Below are 16,085 nucleotides of genomic sequence, written 5' to 3' on the forward strand. Positions count from 1 at the left end.
GGGGACGGCGGGCGCCCGCGGTGTAGCTTGGGACGGAGCCAGACGTCGCTGCTGATGGCGGTCGGGCGGTCCAGGACGGACCGGCCGAGGGAGAGAGGGCCTCCGACGGACTGCGCTGCGCGTACGCGGGCATGCCTGTGTCCTCTTCGGGGCACCCCTGTGTCCGCCGCCGCGCAGGTCAGCCGTACCCACCTCGACCCAACCCGAGGAGCAGCCCGTAATGACGACTGTCGACAACCGACAGGACTTCAAGGTCGCCGACCTCTCCCTGGCCGCGTTCGGCCGCAAGGAGATCACCCTCGCCGAGCACGAGATGCCGGGCCTGATGGCGATCCGCAAGGAGTACGCCGAGGCCCAGCCGCTCGCCGGCGCCCGCGTCACCGGCTCCCTGCACATGACCGTGCAGACCGCCGTGCTCATCGAGACGCTGGTCGCCCTCGGCGCCGAGGTCCGCTGGGCCTCCTGCAACATCTTCTCCACCCAGGACCACGCGGCCGCCGCCATCGCCGTCGGCCCGAACGGCACCCCGGACAACCCGCAGGGCGTCCCGGTCTTCGCCTGGAAGGGCGAGACCCTGGAGGAGTACTGGTGGTGCACGGAACAGGCTCTGACCTGGCCGAACACCCCCACCGGCGGCCCGAACATGATCCTGGACGACGGCGGTGACGCCACCCTCCTCGTCCACAAGGGCGTCGAGTACGAGAAGGACGGCAAGGTCCCCTCGCCCGACACCGCCGAGTCCGACGAGCACCGCGTCATCCTCGAACTCCTCACCCGCACGGTCAGCGAGAGCCCGCAGAAGTGGACCCGGCTGGCGTCCGAGATCCGCGGCGTGACCGAGGAGACCACGACCGGTGTCCACCGCCTGTACGAGATGCACCGCGACGGCACCCTGCTGTTCCCGGCGATCAACGTCAACGACGCGGTCACCAAGTCGAAGTTCGACAACAAGTACGGCTGCCGCCACTCCCTGGTCGACGGCATCAACCGCGCCACCGACGTGCTGATCGGCGGCAAGACCGCCGTCGTCTGCGGCTACGGCGATGTCGGCAAGGGCTGCGCCGAGTCCCTGCGCGGCCAGGGCGCCCGCGTGATCATCACGGAGATCGACCCGATCTGCGCGCTGCAGGCGGCGATGGACGGCTACCAGGTCACCACGCTGGACGAGGTCGTCGACAAGGCCGACATCTTCATCACCACGACCGGCAACAAGGACATCATCATGGCCTCGGACATGGCCAAGATGAAGCACCAGGCCATCGTCGGCAACATCGGCCACTTCGACAACGAGATCGACATGGCCGGCCTCGCCAAGACCCCCGGCATCGTCAAGGACGAGGTCAAGCCGCAGGTCCACACCTGGACCTACCCCGACGGCAAGGTCCTCATCGTGCTGTCCGAGGGCCGCCTGCTGAACCTGGGCAACGCCACCGGCCACCCGTCGTTCGTGATGTCCAACTCGTTCGCGGACCAGACCCTGGCCCAGATCGAGCTGTTCACCAAGCCCGACGAGTACCCGACCGACGTCTACGTGCTGCCCAAGCACCTGGACGAGAAGGTGGCCCGGCTCCACCTCGACTCCCTCGGCGTCAAGCTGACCACGCTCCGCCCGGAGCAGGCCGACTACATCGGCGTCAAGGTCGAGGGCCCGTACAAGGCGGACCACTACCGCTACTGAGTCAACCGGCTCCCACGGTTCCTCGCCTACGAGACAGGCCCCCGCACCCCCGTGCCGGGGGCCTGTCCCGTTCGACGCCTCAGCGGTCGGACCAGCAGCCCGTCACCACCCAGGACACCCATGCCCCGCGGCCGATATTCGCTCCACGATCCGCACGACCACACCCCCCTCGCAGAAGAACACTTCCAATGCGCCCCCGGCCCCTCCGGCTGGCGCTACGTCTCACAGCTGACCACCCCCACCGGGGACCACCACGGCTCCGTCGACCTCACCCTCGACGAACTCGGCCGCCCCATCCGCGTGGAACTCCACGCCGCCGACTGGCAGGTACGCGGTGCGGCCCTCGACGGCGTCACCTGGGTCCGTACCGACCCCACCGGAGTCCACGCCACCGAAGGCAATGCGCGCGCCCACGCCTTCACCGGCACCTCCCCGGCCTTCCTCGTCGCCGCCACCCGTCTCCTGCGCCTCACCCCCTCCGCGTCAGCCACCCGCGTACGCCTCGTCGCCCTCACCGACCCGGTCCTCGCCCCCCGCACCGTGGACCAGTCCTGGGCCTTGCTGAACAGAGAAGCACACGCCACTGACAACGGCCCGCTCGTCGTCGACGAATACCAGGTCACAGCCCTGGACACGGGCGAGCAGCACTCCGTGCACATCGCCGGCGACGTCGTACTCGCGGCCCCCGGTGTCGAGCTGGAGGACCTGGAGACACCACCGTCCGTGTTCCCGTGAGGAGTGCCGGGCGACCGGTCGTGCCTACGCGGGCGGCACGAACCCGGTACCGCGGCGGCCGTCCGGCGGCACGTCCCGCGACACCTCGGACCGGCCGTCGGACGACGGCGCAGGCGGCGGGGCGACCGGCGCGGGCGGCGGGGTGACCGGCGCGGGAGACACCGGTACCTCCGGCGCCGCCGGGGCGGTACGCCCGCCCGCCGACGCCTGGCCGAACGCCCGCCGGGCCTCCCGTGCCTGCCGTTCCTGCAGCACCGCCGCCAGATACGCGGGCGGCGGAACCTCCCGCGGCACCGGAGCACCCGTACGGGCCGCCACGTCGGCGGCGAGTCGCTCCGCCATGGCCCAGCCGACGCGTGGATCGAGCTGACCCGCCCGCGTCAGGTACTGACGGACGGCGAGCCACAGATCGTCGGGCACCGCGGACAGGTCGAGCCCCGAGAACCGCCCCGCCAGCCACAGCGGAGGCGGCGGCATGAAACCCGCCGATGAGAACGGCACCCTCTCCCGCACGACCAGCGTGCCCGCGAACACGTCGCCGAGCCGTCGCCCCCGCGCCGACACCAGCGAGGCGATACAGGCGACCACCCCGAACGTCATGAGGATCTCGATCACCCCGATCAAGCCCCGCACCAGCGCGTGCCGGAACCGGATCGGCCCGCCGTCGTCCCGCACCACCCGCAGACCGCACGCCATCTTCCCGAGCGACCGCCCATGACTGAGCGTCTCCACGGCGATCGGCCCGCCCACCAGGACGAGCACGAAGGCCGCGATCGTCAGGGCGGTCTGCGCCGCCCCGTCCAGGGACGAGGTGGAGGCCACCAGCGCGACGGTCACCGCGACGTAGACGGCCACCGTCACCACCAGGTCGAGCAGGACGGCCAGCGCCCTGCTGGGCAGCCGCGCGGGACGCAGCTACAGCGCCACCGCCTCGCCCGTCACCAGCTCACTCACGCCCGCCGCCCTTCCCCTGAATGCCCCCGTCCCCGCCAGTCTGCCAAGCTGAGGACGCACCGCGCCGCAGTACGACAAGCTGATCCACGACGAGCCGCCGACGATAGCCGAGGAGCAGGCACACCGATGGACCTCGACGTCTTCGTCTCCGCCCACCGCGCGGAGTGGGACCGCCTCGACGCCCTCCTCCGGCGCCGGCGCCGGCTGACCGGTGCCGAGACCGACGAACTCGTCGCCCTCTACCAGCGCACGGCCACGCACCTCTCCCTGATCCAGTCCAGCGCACCCGACCCCCAGCTGACCGGACGGCTCAGCCAACTGGTGGCACGCGCGCGCAGTGCCGTGACAGGCACCCGGCGCGCCTCCTGGCGCGACGTCACGCGATTCCTGACCCGGCAGTTCCCGGCGGCCGTCTACCGGGCCCGCCACTGGTGGGTCCCCACCGCCCTCCTGTCGACCGCGGTCGCCGCGCTCCTGGGCTGGTGGATCGGCACCCACCCGGAGGTGCAGTCCACGATCGCGGCCCCGAGTGAACTGCGCGAGCTCACCCGTCCCGGCGGTCAGTACGAGACGTACTACTCGAGCAACCCGGCCGCCTCGTTCGCGGCCCAGGTGTGGACGAACAACGCCTGGGCCGCCGCGCTCTGCCTCATCCTGGGCGTCTTCCTCGGGCTGCCGGTCATCTGGATCCTCTTCCAGAACATGCTCAACCTCGGCGTCGGTTTCGGCCTGATGTCGTCGGCCGGCCGCCTCGACACCTTCCTCGGCCTGGTGCTGCCCCACGGCCTGCTCGAGCTGACAGCGGTGTTCGTCGCCGCGGGCACCGGTCTGCGGCTGGGCTGGACCCTCATCGACCCGGGACCCCGTACCCGACGCGTCGCCCTCGCCGAAGAGGGCCGGGCTGCCATCGGCATGGCGGTCGGCCTGGCCCTCGTCCTCTTCGTCTCCGGCGCCATCGAAGGCTTCGTCACCCCGTCCGGCCTGCCCACCTGGGCCCGCATCACCATCGGAGTCGTGGCCGAGCTGGCCTTCCTCGCCTACGTCTACGTCCTCGGCGGCCGCGCGGTGCGCGGCGGCGACACCGGCGATGTCGAGGCTGCCGAGCGCAGCGCCACCGTGCCGACGGCCGCCTGATGTGCATCCCACCCCGCCGAGCTGCTAGTGTCCTCTTCGTTCCCGCACGAGCCGTTGACACGGAGCGAGCGGGGAGGTAGATTCGAACAGTTGCCTGGAGACGGGTTCACCCCAGAGGGCGACAGAGAACATCTACCAGCTTCTCCGAATCAACGAATTCGACGAAGCAACCTCCCGATGAATCGGAAACGAACGGCCGGTCAAACCGCCCCGAAACTTCTGATAAAGTCGGACTCGCCGGAAAGGGAAACGCGAAAGCGGGAACCTGGAAAGCGCCGAGGAAATCGGATCGGAAAGATCTGATAGAGTCGGAAACGCAAGACCGAAGGGAAGCGCCCGGAGGAAAGCCCGAGAGGGTGAGTACAAAGGAAGCGTCCGTTCCTTGAGAACTCAACAGCGTGCCAAAAGTCAACGCCAGATATGTTGATACCCCGACCTGATCGGTTCGATCGGGTTGAGGTTCCTTTGAAACACACAGCGAGGACGCTGTGAACGTCGGGATTATTCCTCCCGATGTTCCGCTCTCGTGGTGTCACCCGATTACGGGTAAACATTCACGGAGAGTTTGATCCTGGCTCAGGACGAACGCTGGCGGCGTGCTTAACACATGCAAGTCGAACGATGAACCGCCTTCGGGTGGGGATTAGTGGCGAACGGGTGAGTAACACGTGGGCAATCTGCCCTGCACTCTGGGACAAGCCCTGGAAACGGGGTCTAATACCGGATACTGACCTGCCAAGGCATCTTGGCGGGTCGAAAGCTCCGGCGGTGCAGGATGAGCCCGCGGCCTATCAGCTTGTTGGTGAGGTAATGGCTCACCAAGGCGACGACGGGTAGCCGGCCTGAGAGGGCGACCGGCCACACTGGGACTGAGACACGGCCCAGACTCCTACGGGAGGCAGCAGTGGGGAATATTGCACAATGGGCGCAAGCCTGATGCAGCGACGCCGCGTGAGGGATGACGGCCTTCGGGTTGTAAACCTCTTTCAGCAGGGAAGAAGCGAAAGTGACGGTACCTGCAGAAGAAGCGCCGGCTAACTACGTGCCAGCAGCCGCGGTAATACGTAGGGCGCAAGCGTTGTCCGGAATTATTGGGCGTAAAGAGCTCGTAGGCGGCTTGTCGCGTCGGTTGTGAAAGCCCGGGGCTTAACCCCGGGTCTGCAGTCGATACGGGCAGGCTAGAGTTCGGTAGGGGAGATCGGAATTCCTGGTGTAGCGGTGAAATGCGCAGATATCAGGAGGAACACCGGTGGCGAAGGCGGATCTCTGGGCCGATACTGACGCTGAGGAGCGAAAGCGTGGGGAGCGAACAGGATTAGATACCCTGGTAGTCCACGCCGTAAACGGTGGGCACTAGGTGTGGGCAACATTCCACGTTGTCCGTGCCGCAGCTAACGCATTAAGTGCCCCGCCTGGGGAGTACGGCCGCAAGGCTAAAACTCAAAGGAATTGACGGGGGCCCGCACAAGCGGCGGAGCATGTGGCTTAATTCGACGCAACGCGAAGAACCTTACCAAGGCTTGACATACACCGGAAAGCATCAGAGATGGTGCCCCCCTTGTGGTCGGTGTACAGGTGGTGCATGGCTGTCGTCAGCTCGTGTCGTGAGATGTTGGGTTAAGTCCCGCAACGAGCGCAACCCTTGTCCCGTGTTGCCAGCAACTCTTCGGAGGTTGGGGACTCACGGGAGACCGCCGGGGTCAACTCGGAGGAAGGTGGGGACGACGTCAAGTCATCATGCCCCTTATGTCTTGGGCTGCACACGTGCTACAATGGCCGGTACAATGAGCTGCGATACCGCAAGGTGGAGCGAATCTCAAAAAGCCGGTCTCAGTTCGGATTGGGGTCTGCAACTCGACCCCATGAAGTCGGAGTCGCTAGTAATCGCAGATCAGCATTGCTGCGGTGAATACGTTCCCGGGCCTTGTACACACCGCCCGTCACGTCACGAAAGTCGGTAACACCCGAAGCCGGTGGCCCAACCCCTTGTGGGAGGGAGCTGTCGAAGGTGGGACTGGCGATTGGGACGAAGTCGTAACAAGGTAGCCGTACCGGAAGGTGCGGCTGGATCACCTCCTTTCTAAGGAGCACTTCTTACCGGTCTTCGGGCTGGTCAGAGGCCAGGATGCGAGCGAACGTCTCGCACTGGTTGCTCATGGGTGGAACGTTGACTACTCGGCACGGTTTCCTTTGATGGATCACTAGTACTGCTTCGGCGTGGAACGTGAGTCCGGACGGGGACCGGGTCGGGCACGCTGTTGGGTGTCTGAGGGCACGGCCGTGAGGCTGGGTCTTCGGTTGCCGGCCCCAGTGAACTTGCTGCTTGCGGCAGGGTGATGGGTGGTTGGTCGTTGTTTGAGAACTGCACAGTGGACGCGAGCATCTGTGGCCAAGTTTTTAAGGGCGCACGGTGGATGCCTTGGCACCAGGAACCGATGAAGGACGTGGGAGGCCACGATAGGCCCCGGGGAGTCGTCAACCAGGCTTTGATCCGGGGGTGTCCGAATGGGGAAACCCGGCAGTCGTCATGGGCTGTCACCCGCTGCTGAACACATAGGCAGTGTGGAGGGAACGCGGGGAAGTGAAACATCTCAGTACCCGCAGGAAGAGAAAACAACCGTGATTCCGGGAGTAGTGGCGAGCGAAACCGGATGAGGCTAAACCGTTCACGTGTGAGACCCGGCAGGGGTTGCGTGTGCGGGGTTGTGGGATCTCATTTCTGTTGTCTGCCGGCAACAGGGCGAGTCAGAAACCGTTGATGTAGGCGAAGGACATGCGAAAGGTCCGGCGTAGAGGGTAAGACCCCCGTAGTCGAAATGTCAGCGGCTTGCTTGTGAGACACCCAAGTAGCACGGGGCCCGAGAAATCCCGTGTGAATCTGGCGGGACCACCCGCTAAGCCTAAATATTCCCTGGTGACCGATAGCGGATAGTACCGTGAGGGAATGGTGAAAAGTACCGCGGGAGCGGAGTGAAATAGTACCTGAAACCGTGTGCCTACAAGCCGTGGGAGCGTCGGATACGTGCTTGCACGTGTCTCGTGACTGCGTGCCTTTTGAAGAATGAGCCTGCGAGTTTGCGGTGTGTTGCGAGGTTAACCCGGGTGGGGAAGCCGTAGCGAAAGCGAGTCCGAATAGGGCGTTTCAGTAGCACGCTCAAGACCCGAAGCGGAGTGATCTAGCCATGGGCAGGTTGAAGCGGCTGTAAGAGGTCGTGGAGGACCGAACCCACCAGGGTTGAAAACCTGGGGGATGACCTGTGGTTAGGGGTGAAAGGCCAATCAAACTCCGTGATAGCTGGTTCTCCCCGAAATGCATTTAGGTGCAGCGTCGTGTGTTTCTTGCCGGAGGTAGAGCACTGGATAGGCGATGGGCCCTACCGGGTTACTGACCTTAGCCAAACTCCGAATGCCGGTAAGTGAGAGCGCGGCAGTGAGACTGTGGGGGATAAGCTCCATGGTCGAGAGGGAAACAGCCCAGAGCATCGACTAAGGCCCCTAAGCGTACGCTAAGTGGGAAAGGATGTGGAGTCGCACAGACAACCAGGAGGTTGGCTTAGAAGCAGCCACCCTTGAAAGAGTGCGTAATAGCTCACTGGTCTAGTGATTCCGCGCCGACAATGTAGCGGGGCTCAAGCGTACCGCCGAAGTCGTGTCATTGCGATATGTACCCCCAACGGGGATCGTGATGGGTAGGGGAGCGTCGTCTGCCGGGTGAAGCAGCACCGGAAGGTAGTTGTGGACGGTTGACGAGTGAGAATGCAGGCATGAGTAGCGATACAAACGTGAGAAACGTTTGCGCCGATTGACTAAGGGTTCCTGGGTCAAGCTGATCTGCCCAGGGTAAGTCGGGACCTAAGGCGAGGCCGACAGGCGTAGTCGATGGATAACCGGTTGATATTCCGGTACCCGCTGTGAAGCGTCAAACATCGAGCATCGTGATGCTAAGGCCGTGAAACCGCCCGCTGTCGGCTTTGCCGTCAGTGGGAGTGGTGGAGCCGCCGACCCAAGCGGTTAGTAGGTGAGTGATGGGGTGACGCAGGAAGGTAGTCCATCCCGGGCGGTGGTTGTCCCGGGGTAAGGGTGTAGGCCGCAAGGTAGGTAAATCCGCCTTGCATACGGCTGAGACCTGATGCCGAGCCGATTGTGGTGAAGTGGATGATCCTATGCTGTCGAGAAAAGCCTCTAGCGAGTTTCATGGCGGCCCGTACCCTAAACCGACTCAGGTGGTCAGGTAGAGAATACCGAGGCGTTCGGGTGAACTATGGTTAAGGAACTCGGCAAAATGCCCCCGTAACTTCGGGAGAAGGGGGGCCACGCCTGGTGATGAGTCTTGCACTCTGAGCTGGGGGTGGCCGCAGAGACCAGCGAGAAGCGACTGTTTACTAAAAACACAGGTCCGTGCGAAGCCGTAAGGCGATGTATACGGACTGACGCCTGCCCGGTGCTGGAACGTTAAGGGGACCGGTTAGCTCAGATTCGTCTGGGCGAAGCTGAGAACTTAAGCGCCAGTAAACGGCGGTGGTAACTATAACCATCCTAAGGTAGCGAAATTCCTTGTCGGGTAAGTTCCGACCTGCACGAATGGCGTAACGACTTCTCGACTGTCTCAACCATAGGCCCGGTGAAATTGCACTACGAGTAAAGATGCTCGTTTCGCGCAGCAGGACGGAAAGACCCCGGGACCTTTACTACAGTTTGATATTGGTGTTCGGTTCGGCTTGTGTAGGATAGCTGGGAGACTGTGAAGCTCGCACGCCAGTGTGGGTGGAGTCGTCGTTGAAATACCAGTCTGGTCGTGCTGGATGTCTAACCTGGGTCCGTGATCCGGATCAGGGACAGTGTCTGATGGGTAGTTTAACTGGGGCGGTTGCCTCCTAAAGAGTAACGGAGGCGCCCAAAGGTTCCCTCAGCCTGGTTGGCAATCAGGTGTTGAGTGTAAGTGCACAAGGGAGCTTGACTGTGAGACCGACGGGTCGAGCAGGGACGAAAGTCGGGACTAGTGATCCGGCGGTGGCTTGTGGAAGCGCCGTCGCTCAACGGATAAAAGGTACCCCGGGGATAACAGGCTGATCTTCCCCAAGAGTCCATATCGACGGGATGGTTTGGCACCTCGATGTCGGCTCGTCGCATCCTGGGGCTGGAGTCGGTCCCAAGGGTTGGGCTGTTCGCCCATTAAAGCGGTACGCGAGCTGGGTTTAGAACGTCGTGAGACAGTTCGGTCCCTATCCGCTGTGCGCGTAGGAGTCTTGAGAAGGGCTGTCCCTAGTACGAGAGGACCGGGACGGACGAACCTCTGGTGTGCCAGTTGTTCTGCCAAGGGCATGGCTGGTTGGCTACGTTCGGGAGGGATAACCGCTGAAAGCATCTAAGCGGGAAGCCTGCTTCGAGATGAGGACTCCCACCCACTTGATGGGGTAAGGCTCCCAGTAGACGACTGGGTTGATAGGCCGGATCTGGAAGCACCGTGAGGTGTGGAGGTGACCGGTACTAATAGGCCGAGGGCTTGTCCTCAGTTGCTCGCGTCCACTGTGTTGGTTCTGAAACCACGAACAATCAGACCGTGTTGGTTACCGGTTGGTTGTCTGTTTCATAGTGTTTCGGTGGTCATAGCGTAGGGGAAACGCCCGGTTACATTCCGAACCCGGAAGCTAAGCCTTACAGCGCCGATGGTACTGCAGGGGGGACCCTGTGGGAGAGTAGGACGCCGCCGAACAATTATTGCGAGGAAGCCCCGCACCGGGAACGGTGCGGGGCTTTCTGCGTTTAGGGGTCGTTGAAGTGGCGGAGCGGCGGAGCGGCGGAGGGGCAGGGCCTTTGCGGCCCCGCCCTGTTCCGTCATTTCGACCCGCCCCGCCTTTTACAGGCGGCCGGCTGCTTTGAGTTCCAGGTAGGCGTCCGCGAGGGTCGGCGGCAGCTCGTCCGGGGTCGCGTCGACGACGGTGACGCCGTGCCGACGGAGTTGGTCGGCGGTGCGACGGCGTTCCGACTGGGCCTGTGCGGCCGCTGCGGCTTCGTAGACGGCGTCCGTGTGGCCGCGGGCCCGGGCCATTCTTGCCACGTGCGGATCGGCCACCGAGGCCACGAGGACCGTGTGGCGCTGGGTCAGTTGCGGCAGGACGGGAAGCAGGCCCTCCTCGATCGGGGCCGCGTCGAGAGTCGTGAAGAGGACGATCAGGGAGCGGCGAGGGGCCGACCGCAGGGTCGTGGCGGCAAGGCCGCGCGCGTCGGTCTCCACGAGTTCCGGCTCCAGGTTCGCCATGGCGTTGACCAGGGTGGGAAGGACGTCGCCCGCCGTGCGGCCCTGGAGCAGGGCGCGTACTCGCCGGTCGTAGGCGAGGAGGTCGACGCGGTCGCCGGCGCGAGAGGCCAGGGCTGCCAGGAGCAGGGCGGCGTCCATGGAGGCGTCGAGACGCGGGGCATCGCCCACGCGGCCCGCGGAGGTGCGGCCGGTGTCGAGGACGAGCAGGATGTGCCGGTCGCGTTCGGGACGCCAGGTGCGTACGGCGACGGTGGACTGGCGGGCTGTCGCGCGCCAGTCGATGGAACGGGTGTCGTCGCCGGGGACGTACTCGCGCAGACTGTCGAACTCTGTGCCCTCTCCGCGAGTGAGGACGCTGGTGCGGCCGTCGAGTTCGCGCAGGCGGGAGAGCTTGGAGGGAAGGTGCTTGCGGCTGGTGAACGGGGGGAGGACGCGTACCGTCCACGGAACTCGGTGGGTGCCCTGGCGGGTGAAGAGGCCCAGGGGGCCGTACGAGCGGATCGTGACGCGGTCGGCGTGGCGGTCGCCGCGGCGGGTGGGGCGCAGACGGGTGGTCACGCGGCGACGTTCGCCGGCGGGCACCGTCAGGGTGTGACGGGAGGACGCCGTTTCCGTGCCGGCCTGCCAGCTGCTGGGCGGCCAGGCGTCGCGCAGGCGGGCCCGGAGCGGGCGGCCCGACGGGTTGGTCACCGTGAGGGTGACGTCCGCGGTGTCGCCGAGGCGGGCCGACGTGTCGCCGGACCGGGTCAGTCGGAGGCGGCGTACGGGGGCGGCCAGGGCGAAGTCGCAGGCGCAGGCGGCGGCCAGCGGGGCGTTGACCGCGAGGATGCCCGTCCAGCCGGGGTCCCAGATGCCGACGGGGACGGAGCCCAGGGCCGCGATGAGCGCGGCGCGTCCGGTGAGTGCCATCAGCGGGGGACGGGGACGTGGGCGAGGATCGCGTTGATGACCGAGTCCGCGGTCACGCCCTCCATCTCGGCCTCCGGACGGAGCTGGACGCGATGCCGGAGGGTGGGGAGGGCGAGGGCCTTCACGTCGTCCGGGGTGACGTAGTCGCGGCCCGTGAGCCAGGCCCACGCGCGGGCGGTCGACAGCAGCGCGGTGGCTCCGCGAGGGGAGACGCCGAGAGTGAGGGACGGCGACTCGCGGGTGGCGCGGCAGATGTCGACGACGTAGGCGGTGATCTCCGGGGAGACGGTCGTTTTGGCGGCCTCCGCGCGGGCGGCCTCCAGGTCGGCGGCGCTCGCGACGGGGCGTACGCCGGCGGCGTGCAGGTCGCGCGGGTTGAAGCCCGCCGCGTGGCGGGTGAGGACGTCGATCTCGTCCTGGCGGGTGGGGAGGGGGACGGTGAGTTTGAGGAGGAAGCGGTCCAGCTGGGCTTCCGGGAGGGGGTAGGTGCCCTCGTACTCGACCGGGTTCTGGGTGGCCGCGACGAGGAAGGGCTCGGGGAGGGGGCGCGGCGTGCCGTCCACCGTGACCTGGCGTTCCTCCATGGCTTCCAGGAGGGACGACTGCGTCTTCGGGGGCGTGCGGTTGATCTCGTCGGCGAGGAGGAGGTTGGTGAAGACCGGGCCGGGCTGGAAGGAGAACTCGGCGGTGCGAGTGTCATAGACCAGGGACCCGGTGACGTCGCTCGGCATCAGGTCGGGGGTGAACTGGACGCGTTTGGTGTCGAGTTCGGTGGCCTCGGCCAGGGTGCGGACGAGGAGCGTCTTGGCGACTCCGGGGACGCCTTCGAGCAGGACGTGGCCGCGGCAGAGCAGGGCCACGACGAGACCGGTCACGGCGGCGTCCTGGCCGACCACGGCCTTGGCGATCTCGGCGCGCAGGGCTTCGAGGGCGGCCCGGGCGTTGCCCGGGGCCGCGGTCTGCCCGGCGTTGTCAGTGGTCGGGTCCATCATGGACGGCGTACCTCTCTTTCGAGGGCGTCGAGTTGGTCGGCGAGGGCGATCAGGGCCGCGTCGTCGCCGGGCGGCGGGCCGAAGAGGAGGGCGTGCAGGGACTGTCCGTCGCCGTGTGTGCCGTGGAGGTGGGCGGACAGGGCGGGGAGCAGGGACTCGGGCGTGTGCGCCTGGGAGACGGGGACGCCGGTGAGAGGGGCGAGGCGGGTGCGGGTGGCGGAGCGAAGAGCGGCGGCGGCGCGGTCGCGGGCGTTCGCCTTGCGGTAGAGGCGGGCGCGGCCTTCGACGGTTTCGGAGGCGCGGATCGCGACGGGGAGTTTTTCGGGCACCAGGGGGCCGAGTCGGCGTGCCCGCCACAGGGCGGCGAGGGCGGCGGCGATGAAGAGCTGCAGGGTGCCCCAGAGCCAGCCGGACGGGATCAGGTCGAAGAAGCCGCGCTCGTCGTCGGGGTCAGGGACGTCGGAGAGGGAGGGGAGGTACCAGACCAGATGGTCGCGGGAGCCGAGGAGTTGGAGGGCGAGCGAGGCGTTGCCGTGTTCGTCGAGGTGGTTGTTGAAGAGGATGTCGCGGGCGCCGAGGACGACGGTGTCGCCCGGCAGGCCCCCCGGAGAAGCCTCCGCAGCGGGGTCGGGGATGCGGAGCAGGGTGGCCAGGCGTCGGCTGGGGTAGCAGGCGTCGGCTTCCAGGTGGGTGCTGTAGCGGATGCCGCCCGTGTCGGCGTTGCCGGCGCGTCGGGCGGCAGGCAGGTCGCAGGCGGGGGCCAGGGTCGAGTCGAGGCTGAGCGCCGGGTCGGCGGTGACGCCGGGGGCGAGGCGTTCGACGGCGCCGCCGCCGGGGGCGAGCAGGACGGTGCGCCCGCCGGAGCCGGTCGTCGCGGAGTGCAGTCCCGTCTGCTGGCGTTCCGTCAGGAGGTCGGGCACGGCGACCAGCAGGGTGGTGTCCGGGCCGGCCGCGGCCCGTGCTTCGTCCAGGGTGGTGACCACGCGCGTGGAGACCCCCCGGTCGGCGAGGAGTTCGGCGACGGCGCGGCTGCCGTAGGGGTCGGCGGAGCGCGGGTCGAGTTCGCCGTGCCGGGCGTCGGAGCGGACGGCCGCGATGGCGACGGCCCCGACGAGCAGCAGGACGAGCGCGAGAGCGATGCCGCGCGTGCGGGTCCACACCTGGCGGGCGGTGGGCGAGGCCGCGGTGGTGGGGAGCGTGGCCTCGGTGGTCATTCGGCGGCTCCCCGGGCGGTGTCCCGGTCCGCGTCGCCCGTGGCTCCGGCCGTGCTGCTCGCCAGGTGGGGCTTGCTGCGTTCCAGGTCGTGGTCGAGTGCGGCGAGGTGCCGGTACGACTGTTCGCTGCCGGGCCGACCGCCGTACGCGACGTCGTCGAAGTCCCGGGCGGCGGTGCGCAGGCGGTCCCTGTGGTCGGGCAGGGCGCGGCCGGCCTCGGTGGCCGCCTCGTCGGCGGTGCGGCCGGGGCGGGTGTCGAGCAGGGCGCGTTCCTCGAGGGCGCGGACGACGGCCCGCATGCGTTCCTGGACGGCCTGGCTCCAGTGTCCCTGGGCGGCGTGCGCCTCGGCGGCGGCGCGGTGGTCGGCGGCGCTGCGGGGGCGGTCGTCGAAGAGGGCGGGGGCGGAGACGGGACTGCGCCGAGGGGTGCCCAGGCGCCACCAGAGGGCGCCCAGCAGCGCCACCACGGCCAGGATGACGACCACCAGGCCGAGCGTCCCGCCGGGTGTCGCGGTGGAAGCCCTGGTGAACAGCTCTCCGATCCAGTCCCAGAAGGCGTTGAGAGCCCTCTGGAACCAGCTGGGGTCGTTCTCGTGGTACATGCGCTTGGACAGTTCGCGCCGTGCCGCCTCCCTCGCGGGGTCGCGCGGGATGGTCACCGGCGGCTCGTCGCCGGAGCGCGTCAGCGACAGTGCCGACAGCACGGAGGTGTCGCCGGCGTGCGACACCGTTCGTGCGGCGGCCTGTGACAGCACCCCCGTGAGAACTCCCCCCGACGTGCTCACCGCATCAGCTCCCCGGGACGGCGCCGGAGGCGCCGGCGGCGCGGGCCAGTTCGAGGTCGAGGGCCTCGCGGCGGATGCGCTGGTCGATGTACAGCAGGACGGTCACGCCCGCCGTGATCGGGAAAGTGATCATGGAGCCGATCACCGAGCCGATGCCGCTGACGACGAGGAACGTCCAGCCGAGGTCTCCGGTGCCCTCCAGGAAACCGCCGATCCCGTCGCCGCCGAGGGCCGCGGCGAGGAAGGTGAACGGGATGACGATGATCGACGCGACGACGTTGGCGATGACCGTGGCGAGCAGTTGGATGCCGAAGACCCGCCACCAGGAGCCGCGCACCAGCTTCACCGAGCGGCCCATCGCCTTCTTGATGCCCTGCTTCTCCAGCATCAGCGCGGGGGACGCGAGCGAGAAGCGGACCCAGAGCCAGATTGCGACGATGCCGCCGGCCATGAAGCCCAGGGCGGACAGGGCCACACCGGCCTCGCCGCCCGCGGTGGCTGTGATGATCAGACCGGGTGTCATGCCGGCGGTGAGGAGACCGGCCGCGATGAGGATCAGCAGGAGGATCAGGCCGAACAGCTTCAGCACCTGGGGGCGGGCGTCCCGCCAGGCCTCGCCGGTGGTCACCCGCCGGCCGAGCACGGCGCGGCTGGTGACGGTGGTGAGCAGGGCGGTGGCCAGGACGGTGCCGATCAGGGAGATCAGGAAGATGACACCCGAGTTGATCGTGGTGTCGGCCAGCGCGTCACCGAGTTCGCTCAGGGTGGCGTCGGGGTCGTTGAGGGCCTCGGTGCCGGTGTTGTCCAGGACGAGGCCCTGGAGCAGCACGACGATGACCTCGGTGAAGATGGCGACGGTCAGCGAGATGCCGAGGACGGTGCGCCAGTAGGTGCGCATGGTCGAGACGGCACCGTCGAGGATCTCGCCGACGCCGAGCGGGCGGAGCGGGATCACGCCGGGCTTGGCCGCAGGCGGGGGACCGCCCCAGCCGCCTCCCCAGCCGCCGTGTCCGCCGGGGGCGCCGTAGCCGCCGCCCGGGCCGCCGTAGCCGCCGCCCGGGCCGCCGTAGCCGCCAGGGCCTCGGTAGCCGCCGTAGCCGCCTCCCGGGGGCCCGGGAGGCGGGGCGCCCCAGCCCGGGCCGGGCGGCGGAGGAGGCGGGGCCTGGCCGGGGGCGGCGGGTCCGGTGGGTGCGGACCACTGGCCGGGGGGCGGCTGCTCCTTGGACCACTTCGTGCCGGGGCTCGTCGGTTCCGCACCCGGCCGGTCCGCGGGCGGCGCGGGCTGATCGGGGCCGGCGGGGCCGGGCGCGCCGGGGCCTGGCCCGTCGGACGGGGCGGATCCGGGCGATGCCCAGCCCGGAGTGTCGTTCATCGTCGCTCCTTCACGGTGCCCTTCCGCGGTCGCGGCGGCAGGTTGGCAGCCAT

At 67.5% G+C, this 16,085-nt stretch carries 9 protein-coding genes and 3 rRNA genes; 6 read left to right on the forward strand and 6 right to left on the reverse strand.

The genetic code is table 11. From position 1 onward, the window contains the following. Positions 1-220 precede the first annotated feature (220 nt). On the forward strand, positions 221-1,678 hold the full coding sequence (gene ahcY, locus NI25_RS23765; protein ID WP_061444384.1) for an adenosylhomocysteinase: 1,458 nt from the start codon (positions 221-223) through the stop codon (positions 1,676-1,678). Between the two features lie 120 nt (positions 1,679-1,798). Next, complete coding sequence (locus tag NI25_RS23770) at positions 1,799-2,413, forward strand: hypothetical protein (protein ID WP_061444385.1); 615 nt, start codon at positions 1,799-1,801, stop codon at positions 2,411-2,413. A gap of 24 nt (positions 2,414-2,437) precedes the next feature. Here NI25_RS23770 and NI25_RS23775 read toward each other — a convergent pair whose 3' ends face one another. Further along, positions 2,438-3,328, reverse strand: a complete 891-nt coding sequence (locus NI25_RS23775; RefSeq protein ID WP_233520856.1) for an RDD family protein — start codon at positions 3,326-3,328, stop codon at positions 2,438-2,440. A gap of 165 nt (positions 3,329-3,493) precedes the next feature. Here NI25_RS23775 and NI25_RS23780 point away from each other — a divergent pair, with 165 nt between their 5' ends. The 4 genes from NI25_RS23780 to rrf all read left to right on the forward strand — a co-directional run bounded on the left by NI25_RS23780 (position 3,494) and on the right by rrf (position 10,214). Beyond that, complete coding sequence (locus NI25_RS23780; RefSeq protein ID WP_061444386.1) at positions 3,494-4,501, forward strand: stage II sporulation protein M; 1,008 nt, start codon at positions 3,494-3,496, stop codon at positions 4,499-4,501. 553 nt (positions 4,502-5,054) lie between these two features. Then, a 16S ribosomal RNA gene (locus NI25_RS23785) occupies positions 5,055-6,581 on the forward strand. Positions 6,582-6,888: 307 nt separating this feature from the next. Further along, positions 6,889-10,012 (forward strand): 23S ribosomal RNA (locus NI25_RS23790). A gap of 85 nt (positions 10,013-10,097) precedes the next feature. Further along, positions 10,098-10,214 (forward strand): 5S ribosomal RNA (gene rrf, locus NI25_RS23795). The 16S, 23S and 5S rRNA genes sit together here, the layout of an rRNA operon. 144 nt (positions 10,215-10,358) lie before the next feature. Here the strand turns inward: rrf and NI25_RS23800 are convergent. The 5 genes from NI25_RS23800 to NI25_RS23820 are packed head-to-tail and all read right to left on the reverse strand — an operon-like array spanning position 10,359 to position 16,032. Continuing rightward, positions 10,359-11,669, reverse strand: coding sequence for a DUF58 domain-containing protein (locus NI25_RS23800; protein WP_061444387.1), 1,311 nt, complete (start codon positions 11,667-11,669; stop codon positions 10,359-10,361). Beyond that, positions 11,669-12,658, reverse strand: a complete 990-nt coding sequence (locus tag NI25_RS23805) for an AAA family ATPase (protein WP_078884716.1) — start codon at positions 12,656-12,658, stop codon at positions 11,669-11,671. The genes NI25_RS23800 and NI25_RS23805 overlap by 1 nt, the downstream gene beginning before the upstream one ends. Continuing rightward, complete coding sequence (locus tag NI25_RS23810; RefSeq protein WP_061444389.1) at positions 12,658-13,875, reverse strand: DUF4350 domain-containing protein; 1,218 nt, start codon at positions 13,873-13,875, stop codon at positions 12,658-12,660. The genes NI25_RS23805 and NI25_RS23810 overlap by 1 nt, the downstream gene beginning before the upstream one ends. Next, on the reverse strand, positions 13,872-14,660 hold the full coding sequence (locus tag NI25_RS23815; RefSeq protein WP_416531739.1) for a DUF4129 domain-containing protein: 789 nt from the start codon (positions 14,658-14,660) through the stop codon (positions 13,872-13,874). Before NI25_RS23815 ends, NI25_RS23810 begins: the two co-directional genes overlap by 4 nt. Before the next feature lie 4 nt (positions 14,661-14,664). Further along, positions 14,665-16,032 carry a glycerophosphoryl diester phosphodiesterase membrane domain-containing protein gene (locus NI25_RS23820; protein ID WP_061444390.1) on the reverse strand — a complete coding sequence of 456 codons (1,368 nt, stop codon included), beginning with the start codon at positions 16,030-16,032 and terminating at the stop codon, positions 14,665-14,667. Positions 16,033-16,085 lie beyond the last annotated feature (53 nt).

The organism is Streptomyces sp. CCM_MD2014, from assembly GCF_000772045.1.
Classification (GTDB): Bacteria; Actinomycetota; Actinomycetes; order Streptomycetales; family Streptomycetaceae; genus Streptomyces; species Streptomyces salinarius.